This window comes from Nitrosospira multiformis (assembly GCF_900103165.1).
In the GTDB taxonomy this organism is placed as follows: domain Bacteria; phylum Pseudomonadota; class Gammaproteobacteria; order Burkholderiales; family Nitrosomonadaceae; genus Nitrosospira; species Nitrosospira multiformis_D.
Genome location: NZ_FNKY01000001.1, coordinates 360,154 through 384,116 on the forward strand (window position 1 = coordinate 360,154; position 23,963 = coordinate 384,116).

The 23,963-nt window shown below is 52.1% G+C and carries 21 protein-coding genes, 1 tRNA gene and 2 riboswitches; of the genes, 12 read left to right on the forward strand and 10 right to left on the reverse strand.

Annotation, left to right across the window (positions count from 1 at the left end; all coding sequences use genetic code 11):
• Positions 1–50: 50 nt before the first annotated feature.
• A complete protein-coding gene (locus tag BLR00_RS01610; RefSeq protein ID WP_074630504.1) occupies positions 51–1,439 on the forward strand; it encodes an AmpG family muropeptide MFS transporter in 1,389 nt (462 codons plus the stop codon).
• 3 nt (positions 1,440–1,442) lie between these two features.
• Here BLR00_RS01610 and metW read toward each other — a convergent pair whose 3' ends face one another.
• The 8 genes from metW to BLR00_RS01650 form a co-directional block, all read right to left on the reverse strand.
• Positions 1,443–2,054, reverse strand: a complete 612-nt coding sequence (gene metW, locus BLR00_RS01615; RefSeq protein WP_074634072.1) for a methionine biosynthesis protein MetW — start codon at positions 2,052–2,054, stop codon at positions 1,443–1,445.
• 126 nt (positions 2,055–2,180) lie between these two features.
• Positions 2,181–2,876 (reverse strand): HugZ family pyridoxamine 5'-phosphate oxidase, encoded by a 696-nt coding sequence (locus tag BLR00_RS01620; RefSeq protein ID WP_074630505.1) that lies wholly within the window; start codon positions 2,874–2,876, stop codon positions 2,181–2,183.
• A gap of 137 nt (positions 2,877–3,013) precedes the next feature.
• Positions 3,014–4,141 carry a homoserine O-succinyltransferase MetX gene (gene metX / locus BLR00_RS01625; RefSeq protein WP_074630506.1) on the reverse strand — a complete coding sequence of 376 codons (1,128 nt, stop codon included), beginning with the start codon at positions 4,139–4,141 and terminating at the stop codon, positions 3,014–3,016.
• Between the two features lie 378 nt (positions 4,142–4,519).
• Positions 4,520–6,247: a phosphoenolpyruvate--protein phosphotransferase gene (ptsP, locus tag BLR00_RS01630; protein WP_074630507.1), complete on the reverse strand. Its 1,728-nt coding sequence runs from the start codon at positions 6,245–6,247 to the stop codon at positions 4,520–4,522.
• Positions 6,244–6,513: an HPr family phosphocarrier protein gene (locus BLR00_RS01635; protein WP_074630508.1), complete on the reverse strand. Its 270-nt coding sequence runs from the start codon at positions 6,511–6,513 to the stop codon at positions 6,244–6,246. Before BLR00_RS01635 ends, ptsP begins: the two co-directional genes overlap by 4 nt.
• A complete protein-coding gene (locus tag BLR00_RS01640; RefSeq protein WP_074630509.1) occupies positions 6,503–6,907 on the reverse strand; it encodes a PTS sugar transporter subunit IIA in 405 nt (134 codons plus the stop codon). The genes BLR00_RS01635 and BLR00_RS01640 overlap by 11 nt, the downstream gene beginning before the upstream one ends.
• A gap of 37 nt (positions 6,908–6,944) precedes the next feature.
• A complete protein-coding gene (gene gshB, locus BLR00_RS01645) occupies positions 6,945–7,892 on the reverse strand; it encodes a glutathione synthase (protein ID WP_074630510.1) in 948 nt (315 codons plus the stop codon).
• A 290-nt stretch (positions 7,893–8,182) separates the two neighbouring features.
• A complete protein-coding gene (locus BLR00_RS01650; RefSeq protein ID WP_074630511.1) occupies positions 8,183–9,748 on the reverse strand; it encodes an ExeA family protein in 1,566 nt (521 codons plus the stop codon).
• A gap of 452 nt (positions 9,749–10,200) precedes the next feature.
• Positions 10,201–10,295: riboswitch (glycine riboswitch) on the forward strand.
• Positions 10,296–10,309: 14 nt separating this feature from the next.
• Positions 10,310–10,410: riboswitch (glycine riboswitch) on the forward strand.
• Between the two features lie 45 nt (positions 10,411–10,455).
• Here BLR00_RS01650 and gcvT point away from each other — a divergent pair.
• The 8 genes from gcvT (at position 10,456) to BLR00_RS01690 (ending at position 17,881) form a co-directional block, all read left to right on the forward strand.
• On the forward strand, positions 10,456–11,544 hold the full coding sequence (gene gcvT / locus BLR00_RS01655) for a glycine cleavage system aminomethyltransferase GcvT (RefSeq protein ID WP_074634073.1): 1,089 nt from the start codon (positions 10,456–10,458) through the stop codon (positions 11,542–11,544).
• Positions 11,545–11,586: 42 nt separating this feature from the next.
• A complete protein-coding gene (gcvH, locus tag BLR00_RS01660) occupies positions 11,587–11,976 on the forward strand; it encodes a glycine cleavage system protein GcvH (protein WP_074630512.1) in 390 nt (129 codons plus the stop codon).
• A gap of 102 nt (positions 11,977–12,078) precedes the next feature.
• Positions 12,079–13,437 carry an aminomethyl-transferring glycine dehydrogenase subunit GcvPA gene (gene gcvPA, locus BLR00_RS01665; protein WP_074630513.1) on the forward strand — a complete coding sequence of 453 codons (1,359 nt, stop codon included), beginning with the start codon at positions 12,079–12,081 and terminating at the stop codon, positions 13,435–13,437.
• Between the two features lie 63 nt (positions 13,438–13,500).
• Positions 13,501–13,995, forward strand: a complete 495-nt coding sequence (gene tpx / locus BLR00_RS01670) for a thiol peroxidase (protein WP_074630514.1) — start codon at positions 13,501–13,503, stop codon at positions 13,993–13,995.
• Positions 13,996–14,054: 59 nt separating this feature from the next.
• Positions 14,055–15,503: an aminomethyl-transferring glycine dehydrogenase subunit GcvPB gene (gene gcvPB / locus BLR00_RS01675; protein ID WP_074630515.1), complete on the forward strand. Its 1,449-nt coding sequence runs from the start codon at positions 14,055–14,057 to the stop codon at positions 15,501–15,503.
• Between the two features lie 57 nt (positions 15,504–15,560).
• Positions 15,561–16,496 carry a carbohydrate kinase family protein gene (locus BLR00_RS01680; protein WP_074630516.1) on the forward strand — a complete coding sequence of 312 codons (936 nt, stop codon included), beginning with the start codon at positions 15,561–15,563 and terminating at the stop codon, positions 16,494–16,496.
• A gap of 19 nt (positions 16,497–16,515) precedes the next feature.
• Positions 16,516–16,968 carry an outer membrane lipoprotein gene (locus tag BLR00_RS01685; RefSeq protein WP_074634074.1) on the forward strand — a complete coding sequence of 151 codons (453 nt, stop codon included), beginning with the start codon at positions 16,516–16,518 and terminating at the stop codon, positions 16,966–16,968.
• Positions 16,969–17,077: 109 nt separating this feature from the next.
• A complete protein-coding gene (locus BLR00_RS01690) occupies positions 17,078–17,881 on the forward strand; it encodes a lysophospholipid acyltransferase family protein (protein WP_074630517.1) in 804 nt (267 codons plus the stop codon).
• On the opposite strand, the gene BLR00_RS01695 is transcribed toward BLR00_RS01690, so the two are convergent.
• Positions 17,802–18,629 carry a symmetrical bis(5'-nucleosyl)-tetraphosphatase gene (locus tag BLR00_RS01695; RefSeq protein WP_074630518.1) on the reverse strand — a complete coding sequence of 276 codons (828 nt, stop codon included), beginning with the start codon at positions 18,627–18,629 and terminating at the stop codon, positions 17,802–17,804. The genes BLR00_RS01690 and BLR00_RS01695 overlap by 80 nt on opposite strands.
• A gap of 237 nt (positions 18,630–18,866) precedes the next feature.
• Positions 18,867–19,415, reverse strand: coding sequence for a c-type cytochrome (locus BLR00_RS01700; RefSeq protein WP_074630519.1), 549 nt, complete (start codon positions 19,413–19,415; stop codon positions 18,867–18,869).
• Positions 19,416–19,563: 148 nt separating this feature from the next.
• Between BLR00_RS01700 and BLR00_RS01705 the strand changes: the two genes are divergently transcribed.
• From BLR00_RS01705 to BLR00_RS01715, 3 genes are all read left to right on the forward strand, one after another.
• Positions 19,564–19,640: transfer RNA gene (locus tag BLR00_RS01705), tRNA-Arg, on the forward strand.
• Between the two features lie 500 nt (positions 19,641–20,140).
• The gene (locus tag BLR00_RS01710) at positions 20,141–21,355 is read left to right on the forward strand and encodes an OmpP1/FadL family transporter (protein ID WP_256324021.1); all 1,215 of its coding nucleotides are present in this window, start codon (positions 20,141–20,143) and stop codon (positions 21,353–21,355) included.
• Positions 21,356–21,491: 136 nt separating this feature from the next.
• Entirely contained in the window at positions 21,492–23,933 is a 2,442-nt protein-coding gene (locus tag BLR00_RS01715) for an EAL domain-containing protein (protein WP_074630521.1), read from the forward strand.
• The last annotated feature ends 30 nt before the right edge of the window (positions 23,934–23,963 follow it).

A 23,963-nucleotide genomic window follows, 5' to 3' on the forward strand; every position in this document is an offset into this window, starting at 1 on the left:
TCGCTCATCTTGCGGTATCACCAGCTCGCCCGAATGCTGGATCTAGGATAATGTCCACTGCCTTATCCGGCTGGCTGCATGCTTTTCGCATTTACGCCCATCCACGGGTATTGGGGATGCTGTCACTGGGTTTTTCTGCCGGGTTGCCGCTGTTGTTGGTACTGGGCACCCTGTCGTTCTGGTTACGGGAAGCAGGTATCGACCGCTCCACTATCGGCCACCTGAGCTGGATCGGCCTGGCTTATGGTTTTAAATGGCTGTGGTCACCGTTGGTGGACCGTTTGTCATTGCCGTTATTAACCCGCCTTCTAGGCCGGCGGCGTGCCTGGCTGTTGCTGTCGCAAATCGTTATAACCATCGCACTGGCTGGTATGGCGAGTACCGACCCGATCGAGAACTTGACGTATATGGTTTTCTTTGCACTTGCTGTAGCTTTCGCTTCCGCCACCCAGGATATCGCGCTGGATGCTTATCGAATCGAAGCCGTAGCGCCGAGACTCCAGGGCGCCATGGCCGCCACCTATCAGGCGGGTTATCGCGTGGCCATGATCCTGGCTTCCGCTGGCGTATTGTGGATAGCGGCAGCGGTAGATCCTTCGGAAGCCACCTACGACTATGCGCCTTGGCGCACTGCCTATCTGGTGATGGCTGTATGCATGGGTGTGGGTATTATCACCACGCTTATCATCCGCGAGCCGGAAGTTCCTGTTACGCGTCTTATCGAAGAAAATGAGAACCACGCCCGAGGGATCATTGCACACTGGAATCTGAATGCACGACTCGCGCAAATACTCGCCTGGCTGTATGGAGCAATGATTGCACCCTTCCGGGATTTTATTGTGCGCCATGGCCGGCAGGCGTTGGTGATTCTGGCATTGATCGCGCTCTATCGCATCTCGGATGTCGTGATGGGTGTAATGAGCAATCCTTTTTATGTGGATATGGGCTACACCAAGGATGAGGTGGCAACGATATCCAAGGTTTATGGAGTTATCATGACGATTGCGGGCGCGGCCATCGGCGGGGTACTCACGGCAAAAATCGGCGTCATGCGTACATTGTTTCTGGGAGCAGTATTATCAGCAGCAACCAATTTGCTGTTTGTCTGGCTGAGCGGACGCGGGCACGACGTAACCGGGCTTATATTCACCATCTCCGCCGATAACCTGTCTGGCGGCATCGCCTCTTCCGCTTTTATAGCCTATCTTTCCGGCCTGACTAATTCCGCCTACTCCGCCACGCAGTATGCGCTGTTCAGTTCGGTAATGCTGTTATTGCCAAAATTCATCGCTGGATTCAGTGGTGAATTCGTCGACGCTTACGGTTACGCCAGTTTTTTTACCGGTACGGCGTTGCTTGGCCTTCCGGTATTGGTATTAGTCTGGCTGGCGGGGCAGGCAAGATTTAAGACAATGGATTCCCCGCCGCATATCAAGTGATGATTATTTTTGTTGTTCAAATCGATAAAATGCCAATGTTCCCAGTAAATTGGGCAGAAATGTAATTTGATGATCCCCACTCATTACCCTGCGCTCGAGAATACGTGCGCCGTGCTGGCTGCAGAATTCTTCAAAATCACCGAGTGTACAATTGTGAATGTTAGGCGTATCGAACCACTGATAGGGTAGCGTTTCCGAAATAGGCATGTGGCCGGACATAACCTGTAGCCGGTTTTTCCAGTAACCAAAATTGGGGAACGATACGATCCCCTCTTTGCTTACCCGCAGCATTTCCTTAATGATTCCCTCGGTGTGTTTTACCGCCTGCAACGTTTGCGAGAGAACCACGTAATCGAACGATCCTGATTCGAAACTTAGCAATCCCGATTCCAGATCACTCTGGATTACATTGACCCCGTTATTGAAACAAGCCAGGACATTGTCGTCGTCTATTTCCACGCCATAGCCACGAATATTGCGCATATCGCGCAAGAAACATAGCAGGGAACCGTCGCCACAGCCTAAATCGAGCACCTTCGCACCCGGTTTCACCCATGTGGCAATGGCAGCGAAATCGGGCCTGGTGGCGGTGGATGAGATAGTAAGGTTAGTCACGTCTTCAGTATCTGCGGGACTTGTCGCCCGCTGGTAATCATGGCAGTCTTCATCGAAAAGCAACGGCATCCCAGAGGGGATGCAAGGCAAACAGGATAGTATATGCCCGATGAAATGAAATTAAAATTATCTTGTTCTTTTCGCCATTTCGACTAAGGCATGCCGCGCCTGTTGTGCGTCGAGTACCATCTCCTCAAAATCGAAACGCAAATTTCCACCATCGGCGCATACGTCGAAGCCATCGCAATCGATCCCCAGCATTTCGACATCCACCGCCTCGCATTGGTGGAAATGTTCACAATAGCGGCGCAAAGTATCGCGATGATCTACATTCATGTGCGCAATGACGTCGTCCTCCTGCGCGATCAGTGGATAGGGGGGTACCAAATAACTGATCGCCGAGACCCAATGAATTTTGCCGAAGCCGCCAATGTAACGCAGTGTCCGCGGCAATATGCGGTAGAAAGAAAAATCGCTCATGGCGAGATAGCTTTCCGCTTCCGGAAAATGGCGCAGATAGCGCACAGCAATACGGGGGTCGTTCTCCGCTGGTTGCGCCACCCCCACCACGGTGACACGCCCTTGCGACTGGATGTTTAAATCATTCTGGTTGTGCGTAATAAGGCTTACGCGGGCATCATGCCGGATATTTTTGGTATGTTCGGCAAGTGTGCTAATCAGGATAAGCAGGCTGCCGTCGTGATCCACCAGATAGAACATAATCGAACCGAACGGATGGCCATTGAATTTTTCCGACAAAGTGCTCAAGGCCCCGTAGCGGTGGGCGCGTAACATCTGGCGAGCTGCGCGCGCGTTACTCATGGAAGCTTCTCTGATACCTCAAGCACCCCGGAGAGCTCATTTGCCCACCAATCATCGCGGTGAACTGTCCCGGCAATCCTCGAAGCGGTTGCTTGCAGATACAAGCTTCAAGGACATCCATGACCACGATCTCCGGCTTATATGACAATGTTGTCCATATAAGCCCGCATCAGCCTGTGATAATGACGATCTTCCATCAAGAAAGAGTCATGGCCATGACTGGAAGTGATTTCCGCATAGCTCACGTTGAGTTCATTATCCAGCAATGCTCTGACAATGGCACGCGAGCGCTCGGGCGAAAAACGCCAATCCGTGGTAAATGACAGCACCAGAAACTTTGCCTTGGCGGCGCGGAATGCCGCGCTCAAATCGTTGTTGTGCAGGTACGCGGGGTCAAAATAGTCGAGCGCCTTGGTCATCAGCAGATAGGTATTGGCATCGAATTGATCGGCGAACTTATCCCCCTGGTAGCGCAGGTATGACTCAATCTCGAACTCCACGTCGAAACCGAATGCAAGGGCTCCGTTACGCAACTCCCGTCCGAATTTCGCGGCCATCGCGTCATCCGATAAATAGGTGATGTGCCCCAACATGCGGGCAAGCCTTAAACCGCGCCGCGGCACCGTGCTGTGCGAATAATAGTCTCCGCCGTGGAAATCCGGGTCGGTAATGATTGCCTGACGCGCCACATCGTTGAATGCGATGTTCTGCGCAGTCAGCTTGGCGGCGGCGGCGATCACCAGCGCATGCCGCACCCTTTCCGGAAAATCGAGGGTCCACTGCAACGCCTGCATCCCGCCAAGGCTACCACCCGCCACTGCGGCGAACTGATCGATACCAAGGTGGTCTGCCAGCCTTACCTGGGTTTGCACCCAATCTTCTACCGTCACCACCGGAAAATCCGGGCCATAGCATTTTCCGGTCTTTGAATTGATGCTGGCCGGCCCGGTGGAACCATGACAGCCACCGAGGTTATTCACGCCCACCACAAAAAACTTGCGCGTATCAATAGACTTGCCAGGACCGATCATGTTGCTCCACCAGCCAACGTTTTTGGGGCTGTCCGCGTAACAGCCGGCTAAATGATGATTGCCGGAAAGCGCGTGACATACCAGCACCGCGTTGGATCTGGCCGCATTAAGGTCGCCGTAAGTCTCGTATACCAGCTCGTAGTCTTCAAGCACGGCACCGCTCTTTAAATATAGCGGTGTATCGAAGCGTGCACGTTGCGGCGCGACAATGTCAATCGAACTGGAATCTTGCATCGGAAAGTTCATTCATGAAAAAAAACGTTTATGCGTCGCGGCGTGCCGAAACAGATCGCACTTCGCAAGAATGCCAGGAGAATAACCAGTGACTTTGACTATCTCCAAGGTTCAGTCGCATCGACGGCTGGCATTCGCGCAATCCATGATCAGTCATTGTAATCAAATACATCGTTAATAATCCGTGCGCACACGCTAGCCTGGGCGGAATGGTTGCCTCCGCTCTCCATTTCTATACCTCGTTGCTCGAAGAAAAATACTCATTCATCCCGACATCATGCCGTGCCACGTTCTCTTCCACCACTGCTTGGCACTCAATTGGAGAATAAGTTGGCAAACAAGTTCACCCGGGATCTGCTTTCCGGGAGCTCACATCAATCAGCTATTCAATTTCACCAATAATGCTTGAATTTTTGCCGGATCATCGGCTTTGAGCATCTTCTGTGTGAGCGGGATGATATCAGACAGACTGCTCCTTAACACTTCTCGCTTCACAGTCAATAGTTGTGCCGGGTGCATGGAAAAAAGCCGTAGCCCGAAGCCCAGCAGCAACCGGGTAAATAATATATCTCCCGCTAGTTCACCACAAACCGTCACGGGCACGCCGGTTCGGTTGGCACTGCGAATGATATGTGCAACCAGCCGCAGCACTGCCGGATGCAGGGAATCATAGAGGTGCGCCACCGAATCGTCGGCGCGGTCTATGGCAAGCGTATACTGAATCAAATCATTGGTGCCGATGGACAGAAAATCCAGTTTGCGCATAAAAATATCGAGACACAGCGCTGCGGCGGGCACCTCAATCATGCCACCTACCTGAATTTTCTCGTCGAATAAAATTTTTTCCTGGCGCAAGCTTTGCTTGGCGTTTTCAATCAGGTGCAATGTCTGCGTAATTTCGGTAATACTGGAGAGCATCGGCACCAGAATACGAATCTGGCCATAACGCGAAGCGCGCAAAATCGCTCGCAATTGCGTATGGAACATTTGTGGTTCGGCCAGGCACAGGCGGATGGCGCGCAATCCGAGTGCCGGGTTGGCTGCCACGCGCTTGGCACTATCAAGGTTCTTGTCGGCGCCCAGATCGAATGTACGAATCGTCACCGGCAGACCTCGCATTTTTCGCGCCACAGTACGATAGGCTTCGAATTGTTCTTCCTCGTCAGGCAGACTGTCGCGGTTGAGAAATAAAAATTCGCTGCGAAACAAGCCGATGCCGGTGGCACCGTTTTCTTTGACCTGTTCGATATCCTGGGGTAGTTCGATATTGGCGTGCAGCTCTACTATAGTGCCATCAAGCGTCGTGGCAGCGGTTGTTTTGATGCGTTTGAGCTTCTGCTTTTCCAGCTCAAACTGGCTCTGGCGCAACCGGTATTCCGACAGCACATGCCTGTCAGGATCAACAATTACGACACCCTGATTACCGTCCACAATCAGGATGTCATTATCGCGGATCAGGCGGCGAGCTTGATGCAACGCCACGATAGAAGGAATATTGAGACTGCGCGCAACGATAGCAGTGTGGGAAGTCAAGCCGCCCAAATCAGTAAGAAACGCGCTAAACCGGTGCTGCTTATATTGAATGACATCGGCGGGACTTAAATCATGGGCAACCAGAATGCTGTCGCCATCGCGCTTTAGCGAGCTGGGCACATAACCTGGATGCCCCAGCAAGACTTTCAGCACGCGCTCCACTACTTGAATCACATCGGTTTTGCGCTCGCGCAGATAAGGATCTTCAATCTCCTCAAACTGCGCCATCAATACGTCCATCTGTTGAGTAATCGCCCATTCGGCATTGCACTGATTTTGGGCGATGTAAGTTTTGGCTGCGGTGGAAAGCGTTGGATCGTCCAGAATCATTCGGTGCAAATCAAGGAATGCGCCATATTCTGCCGCCGCGGGACCATCGACAACAGAAGTATGCAGGACTTCAAGCTCCTCGCGAACCGCTGTGAAGGCAGTGTCGAGCCGGGATATTTCATTGTTGACTTGATCCCGCGGCACAATGTGGTGTGCCACCTCCAGCGCGGCATGGGAAGCAAGATAGGCGTGGCCTATGGCAATGCCGCCGGAAACGCCCACACCATGCAACGCAAAGCTCATTCATTCTCCCCGAAATAATCCTCGATCAGGTTTACCAGCGCCTGCATGGCTTCGGTTTCATCCGTACCGTTCGTTTCGATACTCAAAATAACTCCCTTGCTTGCGGCCAGCATCATCACGCCCATGATACTTTTTGCATTCACCCTACGATCGTTTCGCGATAGCCATACCTCACACCTAAATTTACTGGCCAACTGGGTTAATCTGGCGGAAGCACGCGCATGCAAGCCCAGTTTGTTGATGATTTCAATCTCTCTACATTGCATTTTGCGGCCTCGATTCGATGCGCATGACACCTTCCCTGCCACCGGTCAGCGCCTTATCCCCAACCACTGCCAGCGGTTCGTTACGATAAGTGAGCGCTCTCACCAGCATGGGCAGATTGACTCCGGCAAGACATTCCACCCTGCCGGGGCTCACCAGCCGAGTGGCGATATTGCAGGGCGTTGCTCCGCAAATATCACTCAATACAAGCACACCATCACCACAATCGACCTGTTTGATCAATTCCAGCGCTTTGGGCATAACAGCATCGGGATCGTCTCTGTTGGTAATACTTAGATACGTCAAATGCGGCGACTTCTCCCCCATGACATGGTTGGCGCAATGGATAAGACTGTCACCCAGATTGCCATGAGAAATAACCAGAATTCCGATCATGTTCGGTTCCGCCACTTTATATCAAAGGACGAATACATTAATTAAGCATCTTCTCAAGTGCGTCCATCATCATTCCAGCGGCGTTGAAACCCGTCTGCTCAGCGATCTCCCGCATGCAGGTTGGGCTCGTAACATTAATTTCGGTGAGATAATTGCCGATCACGTCCAACCCCGCCAACATCAAGCCCTTATCATATAACGCGGGACCCAGCGCTTCAGCGATTTCACGGTCGCGCCGGGTGAGCGGCTGCGCCACGCCGGTACCGCCCACGTTAAGATTACCGCGCGATTCACCCGCCTTCGGGATGCGCGCAAGCGCGTAAGGCACAGGCTCTCCAGCTATCAGCAGAATACGTTTATCACCTTGCGTGATTTCGGGGATGTAGCGCTGCGCCATAATCGTACGCGTACCATAATGCGTAAGCGTTTCCAGAATCACGCTGATATTGTGATCAGCGCTATGAATTCGAAACACGCTGGCCCCACCCATGCCGTCAAGCGGTTTCAGCACGATATCGCCATATTCAGCAAGGAAATCGCGAATCAAAGATTCCTGTCTTGTCACCAAAGTCGAGGCGGTAAATTGCGGAAACTTCGCTATGGCGAGCTTCTCGTTATGATCCCGCACCGCTTGCGGGCTATTAACGACACGAGCGCCCCGCTTCTCCGCCAGTTCCAGCAGGTAGGTACTGTAGACATACTCCATATCGAATGGAGGGTCCTTGCGCATCAACACCACGCTAAATTCTTGCAATGGCGTTTCCTCCGGTTCCTCTGTCCGATACCAATGATGCCCGTCTGCCTCAGCTGTTAGTTCCAGCGCGCGCGCAAGTCCAACTGTCTCGCCGCTCCTGCATACCAAGTCCCCCTGCTGCATACTAAATAGCTGATGACCGCGGGAGGCTGCTTCACGCATCATGGCAAAGCTTGAATCCTTATAAGGCCTGATGGAATCCAGTTGGTCTAGAATGAAGGCGAGTTTCATTTATTATTGCTGATCACAACTTAAATATCGGGGGTCGATGAGTTATTTTTGTATGGCTCCAGCAAGCTGCCGGACGTGAAGATCGAAGCCAGAAAACAATGGGATGAAGACAGGTTTTGACGATTTTCCGATCCACAATCGGGCTCGCCCGGAACAGCGGCAAGATAGGCTTCAGCATGGAATAAATATGATGTTTACTGAAAGTTTACATTGTAGCATCACGTATTGGCGGAACCCGTGAATATTGGAAATCGTGTATGGGTTCAGAGACCAGGGCCTGTTAACAGACCCTAGCGTAGTTCGCCCATTGTATACAGCTCCGTTTGGAAATCAGTTTTGTATTTTTGTGGAAGCTCGGTCTCCGCCACACTGGCTTGGTCGCGGTTGACATAAATTCCGTACGAAACCCTGAATCTGGCCACGCCGTCGTTGGTGACCGGATGTATAAAAAGATCCGATAAATTGACTAGGCTCTGAGCACGAGTCAGAAACCGCTCCATCCGGTCAGGCCGCACATTTTCAGTTGTAAATAATTGAATAGTATAGTAATTTTTATCAACCGTGGCCATAATTTGCTTGGTGGCCTCGATTCGCTGTTCTAACAGCTTATGTCCCGCCAACTTGACTCCGCCAAAATCCAGCTTGGCGGTTACGTGTTGTTCGGTTGTGGGAGCTGACCCACCCTGAGTGGACACAATTGCTCCCGCCGCAGTCGCGGATAATCCTTGTGGCGCAGAGGGTCGGGGCGGTGGAGGAGACTCGGCAGGCACAAGTGGGGCGGAGGGTACGGGAGATCCGGATACCGGTGCTGAGGCTGCCGGAGAGAGACTGGGAGTGGCTAATGCAACCGCCGGTGGAGATAGTGGGGTCGAGAGCGGAACGGGTGCTGTCGCCTCAGCGGATACCGAAGCAACAGTGGAGGTAACGTTCGTTGGCGTAAAAAGCTGGGCCTGCCAACCCAGTACCGCCAGCATTACCACGGCGAGTATGGCGCCCGCACCCGCTATGCGGAGATTCGGCAAATGGCGGCGCTTGATTCCGGAATCGTTAACAGCCGTTCTGGCATGAGGGGCTTCTATGCCACGAGTATGGGCGGCAAACGCCGCCAACAGAGACTTATCGGCAAGAATGTTTATCCGCTGAATGAGTCCACCGGAAGCGGCGGCAATTAATCTTACCGCTTCAGGAGTAAAAACATCCGGACCGCGATGGCCAGCAGCGCGCATGCGGAACATGAGATAGCCATTCACTGCTTTAGCGTCGAACGGCTGCATTATTAAATGATGCGTGATGCGATTCTTCAACTGACGCATGGGTGGCAAAGCGAGCGTATGCTTCAGTTCTGGCTGGCCAAACAGAACAATTTGCAGCAATTTGTGGTGAGATGATTCGAGCTCGTAAAGTAATCGTAAGGCTTCCAGAGTCTCCGCCGGCATGGTGTGGGCTTCATCCACCAGCAACACCACTTGTTTGCCATCATATTTCTCGATCAGCGCATTTTGCAGGTCACATATCGCGACGATGGTGCGTGCTTCGATCATCGCGCTTTCAGCAAGCTCAAACCTTAATTCGTCGGCAATTGCGTGGAAAAGCTCATCTCGTGACAAATTCTGCCCGCCCAGATAAATAGTTTTCATCCCGGCGGGCAACCGTGTCATCAGTACCTGACATAAGGCGGTTTTTCCACTGCCCTCATCTCCAGTGAGCTGGATAATGCCCTCGACCCCCTCACCATGGGTCAACATATAGATGAGCGCATCCAGGGTTGCGCCTCTATCACCTCCTTCATAAAAGCAATCGGTGATTATTGTATGGGCAAATGGCTGTTTAGAAAGTCCAAAATGGCCAAGATACATTATCCTAAATCCGGTAGTTGTAGCGAGCTCGCCAAAAGGTGAACGTTAAACCTAAATCCGATAGTTGGACGGGGTGAAGTGTGCGGTTTCTGGGGTACAGAGCAAGTTAAATGGCCCAAATAGTGTTTGTATATCATAGCGCCACTGAATCATGAAAAATGAGCGGCCAATCACCGGACCCAGGATTATCACTTCTTGTGGTCAGGAATCCGCCGGTATGTTCGCAAGTGTGACCTTTAATCGAGCCTGCATCGCCGTGCAAAACGCTCGGTACGATCCTGCTCCACCCTTCTGAGCAGCAGAAAAGCACGGCTCCAAGTTTCGCTGGCCTGGAATAAGATATCACTATAAATGTAAAATTTCCTGATTCCAATCGCGGAAAAAGCATTTTCAACATACTATTTACCTTGTCTTGATCCCCGTTGCTGGAGTATAGTGCGAGTCTGCTATTTATAATCCAAGCGGAAGAGTGCGCCGGTTTCATCGTCGCCGCCGAAGGCGCAACCCCCCGGAATCGCTCAGGCGTAGATCAGATCGATCTTGATCTTTAGAACCGCTTGCGACAAGCAATCTGGAGAGTGCCGGCATTGAATGCCGGCCACCGAAGGGGCACACGGACAGGATTCCGTAATCTCTCAGGTAAAAAGGACAGAGGGGTGAGGTCATATGATGTGACTTCGCCTTTTTTATTTTTGGGACATCCATTCGTGAAAACAACCTCTCTTAATCAAACCCACCGCGAGATGAAGGCCAAAATGGTCGATTTCGGCGGTTGGGATATGCCCCTGCATTACGGCTCCCAGCTGGATGAGCATCACAAGGTACGTAGTGACGCCGGCATGTTCGACGTATCGCATATGTTGGCGGTAGATATCAAGGGCGAATCAGCACGTAGTTTTTTGCGGCGGCTGGTCGCCAACAACGTGGATAAGCTGACGCAGCCGGGAAAGGCACTTTATACGTGCATGCTCAATCCCCAAGGAGGCGTAATAGATGATCTGATCATCTATTTTTTGACGGAATCGCATTTTCGCATGGTAGTCAACGCGGGTACCGCTGACAAGGACATGGCGTGGATGCAGGCGCAACGCGATGAAACCGCACCCGGACTGGAAATCATTCCCCGCCGTGATCTAGCCATGATTGCGGTGCAAGGACCTAACGCACGCGCCAGGGTTTGGCAGGTCATTCCCGGTGCCCAGGCTGAGACAGAGGGCTTGAAGTTGTTTCAAGCGGCAACGTATGACAAATATTTCATCGCCCGTACCGGCTATACCGGGGAGGACGGCTTTGAAATCATGCTTCCCTCGAAGGATGCCGCGGAATTCTGGCACGCGCTCCATGCCGCGGGCGTAGCGCCAGCGGGGCTCGGTGCGCGTGACACTTTACGGCTTGAGGCTGGAATGAATCTTTACGGTCAGGATATGGATGAGACGTCCAACCCATTGGAATCTGGATTGGCCTGGACGGTTGATCTAAAAAGTGATCGGGATTTTATTGGCAAGCCGGCACTACTGGAAAAACCCGTTAAGCAACAATTGATTGGTTTGATTTTACTGGAGCGGGGCGTGCTGCGCAGCCACCAGAAGGTTGCTACGCAGTATAGCGACAACGAAGGCGACGGTGAGATAACCAGCGGCGGGTTCTCTCCCTCGCTTAATCAGTCTATCGCCCTGGCGCGCTTGCCGTTACAGGTATCCGCGGGAGATGAAGTACAGGTGTTGGTGCGGGACAAAATGCTGCGAGCGAAAGTGGTGAAGCATCCTTTCGTGCGAAACGGCAAGAGCTTGATTTGATTAGAACGGAAAAGCGATATCATTTAATTCTGGAGCAAAAACATGATTATTCCAAACGATCTGAAATACACTAAATCCCATGAATGGGTCAGGCTTGAAGACGACGGGACAGTGACAATCGGCATTACTCAGCATGCTCAAGAGTTACTGGGCGACATGGTGTTCGTAGAGACGCCGGACGTCGGACGTAAACTTAAACAGGGGGAGGAATGCGCCGTAGTGGAGTCAGTCAAGGCTGCGGCCGACGTGTATACGCCCATCGCGGGAGAAGTCACCGCGGTTAATCCTGATCTTGAGCCGGCCCCGGAAAAAATCAATCAGGATGCCTACGCAGCATGGCTCTTTAAGCTAAAGCCAGTCAATGCCGCGGATCTGAACAATCTGCTCGATGCCGCAGGCTATCAGAAAATACTTGAGAGCGAGGAAGATTAATAAAGCCATGGACCTGCGAAAATTAAGGCTGGGATAATATTTTCCGGCTTGTCTTTCACTTCTCCTTTTCAACTTTCATACCCATGATTCACGGAACAAACCATGCCGTTCATTCCCCACACTGAAGAAGATATACAAGCGATGCTTGCAAGCATCGGCGCAAAAACCATCGATGATCTGTTCGATGAGATCCCTCCCGCTCTGAAAGGCGGCAGCTTGAAACGAGTGCCTCCCGGTTTGAGCGAAATGGAAATTTCGCGATTGATGCTGGAACGGGCCGAAGCGGATGGGCGTTATCTCAGTTTCATCGGTGCAGGTGCCTATGAGCACCATATTCCGGCAGCAGTATGGCAAATAACCACTCGCGGCGAATTCTATTCCTCATACACCCCCTATCAGGCGGAAGCGAGTCAAGGCACGCTGCAATTGCTCTACGAGTATCAGACCATGATGGCGTCGCTGACCGGAATGGATGTCTCCAATGCGAGTATGTACGATGGCGCTTCCGCACTGGCTGAAGCGGCATTGATGGCGGTACGCTCGCATAAATCCTCGCGCCGTATTCTGATGCCCGCAACGGTGCATCCCATCTACCGTAGCGTGGTACGCGCGATCGTCAAAAATCAGGGTATTGACGTGGTTGAAATCCCTTATTGCAAGGAGTCTGGCCAGACCTTGCCCGAATCTCTGAATGCGTTCGACAAGGAGGAATTTGCGGCGTTGGTCATTCCCCAGCCCAACTTCTTCGGTGTGCTCGAACAGGTTGATGCCCTCACCGATTGGGCGCATAGCAAGAATGCGCTTGCGATCGGCGTGGTCAACCCCATTGCGCTGGCATTGCTTAATCCACCCGGCGAATGGGGGGCGAAAGGTGCGGATGTAGCGGTGGGTGAAGGGCAGCCATTGGGAATTCCCCTTTCGAGCGGTGGGCCCTACTTCGGTTTCATGGCCTGCAAGCAGGCACTGGTGCGTCAGATGCCCGGGCGTATCATCGGCCGGACTACAGATCAGGATGGCAAGCCTGGCTTTGTTCTCACGCTACAGGCACGTGAGCAGCACATTCGACGCTCCAAGGCCACTTCCAACATCTGTACTAACCAAGGATTGATGGTCACCGCCGCCACCATTTATATGGCGCTGACGGGTCCGGAAGGGTTGCGGCGGATTGCCGCTCAGTCTCATGCAAACACCTTGGTTCTGCTGGAAAAACTGGAAGCCCTGAAAGGCGTAAAGAGAATTTTCAATGGATCATTGTTTCATGAAACAGTGATTTCGCTACCGGGACCGGTTGATGAGTTATTGCGGACGCTCAAAAATCAGCAGATATTGGGGGGACTGAGTCTAAAAGATTTTTATCCAGAGCTTGGCAACGCAATACTGGTATGCGCCACCGAAACCAAAACACCGGCGGATCTGGAAAATTACGCAGGGTATTTAGGCAAGGCAATTGACAAGCTATAACATGGTTCCCCGTCGATTCCTGGCCATCCTCAATTAAATCATTCTTAACTTAAGGAGAACAGCATGGTTACGCTTGCAGGCAATCCCATCAAAATTGAAGGAACCTTTCCCAAAACAGGCGAAAAAGCACCGGCATTTTCGCTGGTTAACAAGGATTTGAAGGATGTCACGCTGGCTGACTTTGCCGGCAAGAAAAAAGTACTTAACATTGTTCCCAGTTTGGATACCCCCGTCTGTGCCATCTCTACCCGCAAGTTTAATGAGAAGGCCAGCAACATGGAGAATACCGCGGTGCTGATAATCGCCGCTGACTTGCCTTTTGCAATGAGCCGTTTCACTGATACCGAAGGATTGGACAAAGTGGTGGTATTGTCCACCATGCGGGGGGCGGAGTTCATGAAGAATTATGGCGTTGCCATTACCGACAGTCCGCTGGCTGGCATTACCGCTCGTGCCGTTGTGGTACTGGATGAAAACGACAACGTGATTCACGCTGAACTGGTGCCGGAAATTAAAGATGAGCCCAATTACGATGCAGCTCTGGCGGCTCTGAAATAAATCCGGCAACCAGAGATACCCTATAAACAAATACTTATTGCAGAACTCGGATTATACCCATGTTGATATTCGAACACGCGCGCCCCGGCCGGCGCAATTATTCGCAATCCCCCGCGACGGCAGCGAAAACAGATAGTATTCCCCAGAGTTTATTGCGTAAAGTGCCGCTGCTGCTGCCGGAAGTATCTGAAATGGATGCGGTGCGTCATTACACGCGACTGTCGCAAAAGAATTTCTCGATAGATACGCAGTTTTATCCGCTTGGTTCCTGCACGATGAAGTACAACCCGCGGGCATGCAACTCCCTGGCTATGCTGCCGCAATTTCTGGCGCGGCATCCGAGGGCACCTGAAAGTACCGGGCAGGGATTCCTTGCATGCATGTATGAGTTGCAGGAAATCTTGAAAGATGTAACCGGCATGGCGGGTGTAAGCCTCACACCGATGGCCGGTGCACAGGGTGAATTAATCGGCATAGCAATGATACGCGCCTATCATGAAGCGCGCGGAGACTCTGCCCGTACCGAAATCATTGTTCCTGATGCCGCCCATGGTACCAACCCCGCCACAGCGGTCATGTGTGGCTACAAGGTGGTGGAAATTGCCACGGATAAGGAAGGCGACGTGGATATGGACGCGCTCAAAGCGGCTGTGGGTCCGAAAACTGCCGGGTTGATGCTGACCAATCCTTCCACGCTCGGCGTATTTGAGAAGAATGTGGCCGAGATGAGCAAAATCGTCCACCAGGCGGGCGGATTGCTCTACTACGACGGTGCCAACCTTAATGCGATACTTGGCAAGGTAAAGCCCGGTGACATGGGTTTTGACGTCATTCACATCAATCTGCACAAAACTTTCTCAACCCCCCATGGCGGCGGAGGGCCAGGTTCAGCGCCTGTGGGTGTTGCCGAACGTTTATTGCCATTCATGCCCGTACCGGTGGTGGCATCTGAAAACGGCGTCTATCGCTGGCTAACGGAAAAGGAGATACCCCAATCCATCGGCAGGCTTTCGGCACATATGGGCAATGCGGGCGTGCTGCTGCGAGCGTATGTCTATGTCCGTCTGCTAGGAGCGGAAGGCATGCACCGCGTGGCTGATTTCGCCGCGCTCAATGCCAATTACCTGATGGCGGAATTGAGCAAAGCAGGTTTTGAAATCGCCTACCCGACCCGCCGCGCCAGCCATGAATTTATCGTCACGCTAAAAGAGCTGAAGGAAAAAACCGGCGTCACTGCAATGAACGTAGCCAAACGGCTGCTGGACAAGGGCTATCACGCACCTACCACCTATTTTCCGCTACTGGTGCCGGAATGCCTGCTGATCGAGCCTGCTGAAACGGAATCCAAGGAAACGCTCGATGCATTTGTCGTGTCCATGAAGGAGATCCTGGAAGAAGCCTACACTCAACCGGAAATGGTCAAGGGTGCGCCCTACAACACGCCGGTGCGCAAGCTGGATGATGTAAAAGCTGCACGGGAACTGGATTTGGCCTGGAAACAACCTTGAACGCCGGTCTGATTTAAACGGATGCCGAAAGACAGTCTCCCCTAACACGCCAGGCATATGCATACACTCATTTGCGGTTCCATGGCCTACGACACTATCATGGTGTTCAACGACCATTTCAAGAATCATATCCTGCCGGAAAAAATTCACATTCTGAATGTTGCTTTTCTGGTTCCGGATATGCGCAGAGAATTTGGCGGCTGCGCCGGAAATATTGCCTATAACCTGCAAATGATCGGTGGCAATCCGCTTATCATGGCGACAGTGGGCGACGACCATCAACCCTATGCCAGTCGCTTGAGCGGTCTGGCGCTGGCGCAAACTCATGTCCGCCACATAGATGCCACATTCACCGCACAAGCGTTCATCACCACTGATCTGGCGGATAACCAGATCACCGCGTTCCATCCCGGTGCAATGAATTTTTCGCATGAAAACCATGTGAGTGATGCGAAAAACGTAAGCCTCGGCATTATTGCTCCAGATGGGCGTGATGGCATGGTACAGCACGCCCAGGAGTTTCATGAAGCAGGTATTCCGTTCGTATTTGATCCCGGGCAAGGACTGCCCATGTTCAATGGCGAAGAGCTGCTGGACTTTATCGGCAAGGCTGATTACGTTGCCGTCAATGACTACGAAGGCCAGTTACTGCATGAGCGTACCGGATATCCGCTGGAATCGTTGGCGAAACTCGTAAAAGGTTTGATAGTCACAAAAGGTTCTGAAGGGTCGATAATTTATGCCGACAGTCAACAAATTGTGATCCCGAGCGTTAAACCAGAGAGGCTGATCGATCCGACTGGTTGTGGTGATGCTTACCGTGCGGGACTACTTTACGGTCTCACCAATGAAATGGATTGGCAGAGCACCGGGCAGCTTGCCTCGCTGATGGGGGCACTGAAAATCGCCCAGCGCGGCGGGCAGAATCACAGTTTCAGCCGGGATGAGATTGATCAACGATATTTTGAGGTTTTCGGCAATCGCATTCTATAAAGAGAGCGAGATGATGCGGATGAATATTTTCGCGGTGGCGTTGATATACTTATCCGTAGCCGTTTTAAGCGGTTGTGCGTCGGGCTTGTCGGGGAGTGATTATTCGCGCGGCCAGGCTCGGCAAGAACAAAGTGTACGCACCGGCGTGGTGGAAAGCGTTCGTGAAGTAAAGATCGAAGGCACGCGTAGCGGCATCGGCGCGATCGCAGGCGGTGTGGCGGGCGGTATCGGGGGCAGCACCGCGGCCAACGATAGGCTTGGCGCCATTCTGGCTGTTCTCGGCGCGCTTGGCGGCGGGCTTCTGGGACAGGCTCTGGAGCAGGGCGTAACAAGTCAGAAGGGACTCGAAATTACCATCAAACTGGATAATGGCTCGATGGTGTCAATTACCCAGGCGGCAGATGAGGAATTCAAGCCGGGTGAACGGGTAAGAATTCTCGGGGGAGGAGGAGTTTCACGCGTATCGCACTGACAGCCAGCCGGGGCCGAATTTAAGTACCAATAACTGTTCTGGTGATCAAAAGTGGTAACAGCAGCTTTCTTTCAAGATCGGCCGCCGTTATTGATGCAATAATAAGGGCATGAAGAATGCTACTACGAGCAGGTTGACACAAATTGTTCGTGCCATCCGTTTGTTGCTGCACATCATTTCAGGCTTGGCTCAATCCGCGATATATCCGCACCTGAGTCAGTCAGCACAAAGGCGCATGGCGCAAAGCTGGTCGGCGATACTTCTTAAAATTCTACGCATCAGGTTGCGCTACAGCGGTGTCATGCCTGCCGCTGAAGAGCGCCGAGTAATGTTAGCGGCCAATCATGTTTCCTGGCTGGATGTTTATTCCCTGAATGCGGCATGCCCTGCTCGCTTCGTCGCCAAATCCGAAATTCGTGGCTGGCCGTTACTCGGCTGGTTAAGCCGGAATGCGGGAACATTATTCATCGAGCGTGCGAAGCGCAGCGATACCGCCCGGATCAACACGGACATTGGCAATGTATTGATGATGGGAGACCGGATTGCGGTATTCCCGGAAGGCACCACCAGCGACGGGACCATGCTCCGGCACTTTCATGCGTCGCTATTGCAGCCGGCGGTAACGGTTGCAGCAATATTATGCCCGGTTGCGATACGTTATACCGACGCCACAGGAATGATTAGCAAAGCGGCGGCGTTCACCAATATCTCGATGCTGGAATCGCTGCGGCAAATATTGCGGGAACCGTGGATTAACGTCGAATTAATCTTCACCGACCCTATTCATAGCGACGGGAAGAACCGGCGAGAACTGGCGCGTTATGCCGAGCATGCTATTGCCAGCGCTTTGTTCCTTCCCCTGCCGCACAAGACACCTGGAAGACCTTTCGATCTTCCAGCCGAACCGCAGTGAGATTTCCTCCCCATAAGCAACCGGTATCCAGCGCTATCAGATTGCTTCTGATTTGCAAACCTAGCGCCGACCAATGGCCGCAAATAATGGTAGCTTCCCGGCTGACACGATTCGGCACCTCAAACCACGGCAAATAGCCAGCCGGAATGTCCTGGACCAACCCCTTATGAGCGAAATTCATTTTCCCGCCGGGTGTGCACACGCGCATCCGCGTCATGGCGTTGATGATCACTCGCAGGCGCGCATATCCTTCGAGACTGTCGTCCCAATGGTCGGGTTCGTTGCCATACATATGGGCACATAAATCGTGGAAATCTCCGCCGCGAAGCACTGTTTCAACTAATTGAGCAAGCAGCATGGCTTGTTCTACGTCCCATGACGGCAACAAACCCGCATGCACCATGACATGGTTCTCATGCACATGCAGCAGCCGCTGATGCCGTAACCAGTGGAGCAACTCATCCCTGTCAGGCGCAGAAAGTATTTCCTGTAACGTATCGTTCCGGTACAATCTGGCGCAACCTTCAGCAACCATGAGTAAATGCAGATCGTGATTGCCTAGTACCATGACTACCGCGTCATTCAATCCCCGGACAAAACGCAATATCGATAGCGAATCCGGCCCTCGGTTGACAATATCCCCCACCAGCCACAATCTGTCTTTCGAGCAATCGAAACGGATCAGGTCAAGAAGCTGCCTGAACTCCTTATAACACCCTTGTAAATCACCGATTGCGAAAGTAGCCATTCTCTGGAAAACTCATTAACATCAATCGCCCAAGATTCATGCGCTTCCGCTTCCAACCTAGCTCAGGCAGTTACCGCCCATTTTTCAGTTTAATGCCCTGAGCCCACCGTTTTGGTGAGCGCGCTACAGCGCCGGATTCAGATTCAATTAGCGTTTGCGTCCCACCATAAAAAATAAGGGCGATAGGGATCCTTCCTATCGCCCCGCTATCTTTTTACTCTTCATATCCTCAGGAAATTATTTTGCCTGGCTCACCATATAATCCACCACCGCTTTGACATCGGCATCAGATAGGCTGGCATTCCCGCCTTTGGCGGGCATCGCATTCTTGCCCTTGAGCGCGCTATTGTATAGTGTATCCGTACCACTCTTAATACGGGAAGCCCATGTCGATTTATCACCGAGTTTGGGAGCGCCCGCCGCACCGCTTGTGTGACACGCAGCGCAACTTGCTGTGTAGATTGTCTTAATCCTATCTGCGCCATCTGCAGCCGCTGCCGGAGCGGCTACCGCACCTGCCGTCTGACTGGTTACGCCCACGTTCTCGTCAGCCTGCGGCGAGTCACTTGCAACGATCAGCCGGCCCACCGGTTTCAAGCGCTTCGCGACGGCTTCATCCGAATAAATGGGATCATCCTGATCTATCTGCCTAGGACCAGTAACAAGCTGTGCCAACAAGATAATAGTCAAGACTGGAAACAAGAAAGCGGACACAAGGACCGTAATCAATTGTTTCGGTGTCTTGATGGACGAGGTATGCCCTTCTTCTTCATCAATCTCGCTCACAATAACTCCCCAAGGAAAAAGGGGTTATTGTATAGATTCATGCGTGTTGAAGCAAAATGCAATTCGTTTACGTTGGACGCGGGATTTAAAAAAGGCTATTCTATAGCATCCAACCGGTTTGCTCGATAAGGGTTACACCACTTCATTTGCGCCCATAGCTCAGCTGGATAGAGTACCGCCCTCCGAAGGCGGGGGTCACACGTTCGAATCGTGTTGGGCGCGCCACTGGATTTGCTTCCGTCACGCCGAAAGGATGGATGGTAACAACGGACTTCAGACCTTCCTTTTTCCGCGCCCAAACACTGCATACTCCACCCCTCCAATCACCACTCAGGCTTATTGAATATGCCGGTATAGCGAGAGGCCGCTGTCCCTGACCCTCAGACGGAGGAATATCCTGACGACGCTCACGGTACGCCCATTTTAAGAATCCCAAAAAGTAACAAGACTTGAAGACTCAATCGCATCAAGGTATATCAACGTCAACGATTAAAGATGGATACTACCTGTAAAATTTTACAGCTATCAGGGAATTGAATCTAATGGCATTATCATAGCGATAAAGGGAGGCTGCCCTCCTTATTTAAGCCATCTCAATACATACGATGAAACACCATGCATATTGTCAAGCTTGAACCCTCCCACTCCGCGCACATCCGTATCCGATTGAATTGAGAGTCGGTCCATCAGTCCGGTTATTATTTCTGTTTCTGTTAATGGGTGGCATGTCCATTGCCGGTAGTGCTGTCGCGGCAGGATTTGCCTTACAAAACCAGAATGGCGCTGGAACGGGCTATGCCTACGCCGGAGCAGCGGCAGTCGCGCAAGATGCTTCAACGATCTATTTCAATCCGGCCGGCATGACCTATCTTGCCCCCAGACATCATGTCTCCGGGGCATTGAGCTTATTGGTGCGGTCGCTGAAGTTCAATGACACGGGTAGCGGCACATTACTGGGCTACCCCCTCGGTGACAACGGCGGCCAGGCGGGTGGTTTGGCCGCGATTCCTGCGGTTTATTGGACCATGCCTGTTACATCCGCGCTGCGCCTCGGGTTGGGTGTATCGCCAACCTTTGGCAACTCCACGGAATGGAAAAATACCTTTATCGGCCGATATCAGGGCGTATTCTCGGAGATAAATGCCATCAATTTTAATCCCAGTATTGCCTGGCGAGTGAATGATGCCATCTCGCTCGGTCTAGGCTTCAACGTCGTGAGATTCGAAGCTGATCTGCGCACCATGTCGCCCGTAACAGCGCTATTACCTGCACGGGTGGATACCAGAGCAAAAGTGACCGGTGACGATATAGGTTTTGGCTATAACCTTGGTGCCATGTTCCAGTTAAACCAGGCCACGCGCGTGGGTCTAACCTATCGATCAACGGTGAATCTGAAAGTTGATGGGCATCTTGGGGTACTCAGCAGTACCCTTCCGGCATCCGTCTCTGTTGAGTTGCCGAATACTGCATCGATAGCAATATCTCATAGAGTCAATGACCGGTTGCAGCTTCTCGGTGATTTAACATGGACAGGCTGGAGTAGCATTTCCACATTAACGGTCAGGAGTCGTACTTCCGGATCTGTCCTGTCAAACGAGCCGCTGGGTTTTAAAGACAGCTATCGCGTGGGGGTAGGAGCGCAATACCAATATAGCGATACCTTTCGGCTACAGACAGGAGTCGCTTACGATCAGTCACCGGTGCGCAACGCAACGGATCGAACCGTCCGGCTGCCGGACTCGGATCGCGTCTGGTTAAGCGTGGGCTTTAACCAGAAGATCAATGAACGAACATCGATTGATGCGGGATATGCCCACCTGTTTTTTGACAAGAGCGAGATCGATCGGGCGACGAATAATAACCCGATGCTCCAGGTTGTCCGTGGTTCCTTCAATACTTCGGTACACATCATTTCTGTTCAACTCAATCACCGATTTTGATCTCGCCGCGAGGATGGATGGGTTCCGGGGAAAAACAGAGTCCCAATAATGAATCTATACTTAGATTGTGTTTCATATACCGGGTCGACACCGTAACGCGCCATGATCCGGATGATTCGGCCATGGCGGAGCACCCATGGCCGTGCGCAAACTCAAAGCACACCACATGACACAACCTAAACCATTAAGCAGCTCGAACCCCAACCTCGAATTCGACGCATTGAAGGTTGAGCACGTTCATTTGCTCTATGCCAACTTACCGCTCTCGCTTGGCGCCAATCTGGTGCTTGCGCTGATTCTTGTCTATGTACAGAGATTAGTGATAGATCCTGCCGTGCTGTTTGGCTGGTTTATATCGATCAGCATGGTCTCGTTGTGGAGAGCAGTTCTGATGGTACGTTGGCGCCGTAACAGAAAGGGCGACATATCCATTTTATTATGGAGATTCCGTTTTCGCGGGGGAGTCATTGCCAGCGCACTGGTCTGGGGCGTCGGTGGGGTGCTCTTATTCCCAGAGGGCGATATCCCCCATCAGGTATTTCTTTCCTTTGTCCTGGCTGGATTGAGTGCCGGAGCCGTCACTTCATTGTCAGTGGACAGATTATCAGTATTGAGCTTTCTACTGCTGACCTTGATACCGCTGATTGTACGTTTCGGGATGGAAGGCAGCGAAATTTCCCTGGCCATGGGGGTGATGACCACGCTTTTTTTGATTGTTATTTCGCAAAACGCGTCACGAACGGCGCTCACTATCCATGAAAATATCAAGCTGCGTATCGAAGCATCAGCGCGTGAAGAGGCATTGCAAGAGGGCAAAATACGCTTGCAGCAACTGAACCAGAATCTCGAACAGCTTGTCGCCAAGCGCACAAGTGCGCTGAGAGAAAGCGAGGCGCGCTTTCGGTTCCTGTTCGAACAGGTAGCGGTGGGCGTAGCGCAGATCGATACCATGACCGGCCGGTTCGTGCGCGTCAATCAGAAGTATGCCGATATTATCGGCTATACGCCCACAGAGATGCTTGTGCTGGATTTCCAATCCCTTATCCACCCCGACGACCTCAAAGCCTCTCTGGCCAATGTAGAACGCCTCAAGGCAGGAGAAATACGTGAATTCGAGATGGAGAAACGCCTCTTTTGCAAAAACGGCAGAGACATCTGGGTCAAGCTAACGGTTTCACCCATGTGGATGCGGGGTGCAAAACCCGATTATCACATTGTGGTAATACAGGACATTACCGGGCACAAGCAGGCGGAAGAGCAAGTACATCAGCTTGCTTTCTATGATTCACTCACCAGGCTACCCAACCGGCGTTTGTTCCTCGATCGTTTGCAACAGGCGCAGGTTCATAGCACACGTCATAAGACCAATTGTGCAATCCTGTTCATCGATCTGGATAACTTCAAGACACTTAACGATACCCGGGGCCATGATGTCGGTGATTTGCTTTTAATTGAGGTTGCCGAACGCCTCCGGAGTAGTGTGCGTAGCAGTGATACCGTAGCCCGGCTGGGTGGCGACGAGTTTGTTGTAATCATTGAGGGACTAAGCGAAGATACCGTGCCGGCGGCTGGCCAGGCCAAAGATATCGGCGAAAAATTTCTAGCATCCATCACCCAGCCTTTCAAGCTTCAGGAGTTTGAATACCACGGCTCCTCCAGTATTGGTATCCGCTTGTTTCGTGATGGCGAGACCAGCATAGATGACCTGCTCAAGCATGCCGATACCGCAATGTATCAGGCTAAGACAGCAGGTCGCAATACCCTGTGTTTCTTTGACCCGTCCATGCAGATTGCGCTGGAAATGCGTACCACCATGGCGATTGAGCTGCGTCAGGCCATAGCTCGTCAGCAATTCAAGCTTCACTATCAGAGGCAAGTCAATGCGGAAGGCACTGTGGTGGGTGCTGAAGTCCTGCTACGCTGGCAGCATCCCGAACGGGGAATGATTTCGCCGATGGTATTCATTCCGATCGCAGAAGAGACCGGTCTCATTGTGCCGCTTGGAAAGTGGGTGCTGCAGATGGCCTGTGCACAGCTTAAGCAATGGGAACACGACCCGGATACCCGCAACTTCCAGCTTGCCGTCAACATTAGTGCACGCCAGTTCCGTCAATTGGATTTTGTCGATGAGGTGCTTGAAGTATTGCGAAAATCGGAGGCTGATCCGCTCAAGCTCAAGCTCGAGCTTACGGAAAGCCTGGTGCTACAAGACATTGTCCATAGTATCGAAAAAATGGAGATACTATGCAATGCTGGCATACGCTTTGCACTGGATGACTTCGGCACAGGACACTCCTCGCTGACCTATCTTAAGCGCTTACCGCTGGAGCAGATCAAGATCGACCAGAGTTTCGTGAACGATATCGCCACCGACCCAAGCGACGAAATAATTGTTCGCACCATTATCGTGATGAGCAACAGCCTTGGGATGAAAGTCATTGCCGAGGGAGTGGAAACAGAAGACCAGCGAGACTTCCTTGCTCGAAACGGTTGTTACACCTATCAGGGCTATCTGTTTGGAAGACCTATGCCAATCGAGGATTTCCAGAAACTGCTATCCCGGTTTCAAAAAATTTAACTCTCACCGTGCTTTCATAGCACGGGGCTC